This window comes from Rhizobacter sp. P1_G5 (genome assembly GCF_056405435.1).
Map to the genome: position 1 here is coordinate 1 of NZ_JBFUCB010000891.1, position 1822 is coordinate 1822.

1 protein-coding gene is annotated in these 1822 nt (G+C 73.3%); it reads right to left on the reverse strand.

The features are described from left to right. Positions 1 to 1822: nSTAND1 domain-containing NTPase (locus AC1D12_RS32405; protein WP_477845249.1), on the reverse strand; the 1822-nt coding region annotated here is incomplete at both ends.

Sequence of the window (1822 nt, forward strand, 5' to 3'; positions counted from 1 at the left end):
CGACCGGCCCGACCAGGTCGCGGGTCAGCCGCTGCGTCGCCCAGCGGTACTGCGTCGCCTCGATCACGGCGGGTGCCACGGCGTTCTGCCGCTGCGGGTCGCGCTCGAAGACATCGTTGGCGAGCGCCAGGCTCTGCTCCGCATTGACCGCCGCGACGCTGCCGGCGCGCGAGGCCAGCATCGACAGCCAGGTGTCGTCGCGCTGCTGCTGCGCCGTGGCCATCGCCGCCCGTGCCAGCGCGGTCTGCCGCTGCGCGGAGGCCGCCTGCTGCCGCGCCTGGTTGCCGACCCGCATCGCGGCCTCGCTGGCCTGGACCGCGTCTTCGCTGACCCGCTGTGCCTCCAGCTGGGTGGCGGCCGCATTGCGGTAGGCCGCCTGGGCATCCGCATTCGCCTTGTCGAGCAGCGCAATGGCGGCCTTGTTCGCCCTGTCCTTCTCGCGCTCCGCGTCGCGCTGGGCGGCCGACGTCGCCAGCCACCCCAGCAGCGCCGCGACGAACAGCCCGAGCGCCGAGAACCCCGCCACGGTGGCCCAGCGCAGCCGCTTCGCGATGCGCCGGTTGGCATGCAGCTGGTGGGCCGTCGCCTGCTTCTCGATGAGCATGCGCGCCTCGGCCAGGTCGGCGCGCTCGCGCTCGACGGCGATGCGCTTCGCCTCCTCGTCGGCGCGCGCGTACTGCAGCGCCAGCTCGGCCGCATCGCTCGCATCGAGGAACTCGCGCTCCAGCGCCGTGATCGCGTCGCGGTCGAACTCCGCGTTCGCCTGCTCGAGCGCGAGCCCGCCGAGCAGGAAGGCCTTGTCGAAATCGCCCTCGCGCCATTTCTCGGCCTGCTTGCGCAGGAAGGCGCGGCGCTCCCGCTGCACGCGCTGCTCGGCGAACAGGTGGTCGAGCAGGTCCCAGTTGCGCAGCAGCGACTCGTGCGCCACCTCGGCCACGTCGTCCAGCGGATCGCCCGACGGCGCGGGCGTGATCCGCACCAGCCGCTCGCGCACGAACTTGTCGAGCACCGCATCGACGTTCGGCGCATCGGCCACGCCGTGCAGCACGCGCCGCGTGGCCCGGCTGCGGAACACGGTGGCGGCCTCGCCCGGGCGCGACAGCGCAAGGAACACCTTCTGCGCAGCCAGCTGCTGCTCGCGCGACAGCTCGTTCTCGTACACCCGCTGGGCGGCCTCGGCCATCGCCTGGCGCGGGCTGCCCACCTCGCGGTAGGCGTCGCGCGTGATCAGGTTGCCCTTGCGCCGCGCCCACAGCGAGGTCAGGCTGAACTGCAGCAGCGGCAGGCTGGCGTCCTCGCCGACCACGCTCTTGATCAGGTCATCGACCAGGCCGGCCTGGAACTTCAAACCCACCTGCTGCGCCGGCCGCTCGATCGCCTCGCGCAGCCGCGTCGCCTCCATCGAGTACACCGAGAACTCGGCCTCGCCGTAGCGGCGGTTCAGGTCGGGGTATTCGCGGGCGAGCTGCGGCTCGACATCCTTGCGCATCGTCGCGACGACGCGGTGCGCCGCGCCCGGTGCATCGACGAGCGCGCACAGCGCAGCGACGAAGGCGAGGTGCGCCGCCGAGGTCTGCTCGGTGCGCAGCGTCAGCGCCTCCTCGAACTGGTCGACGACCAGCAGCACCGGCTGCGCGAGCCGCGCCAGCATCGCCACCGCATGGGCCGGGTGGTGCAGCATCTGCTCGGCATGCGAGCCGAGCGACGCGTCATCGGGTTCGAGCGTTCCGGCCGCGGCCAGCAGCGCGCCGGCCAGCTGCCGCAGCGGGGCCACGCCCGGCGTGAGCGGCGGCGGGTAGACCCACGCCGCGCTGCCGTCCAC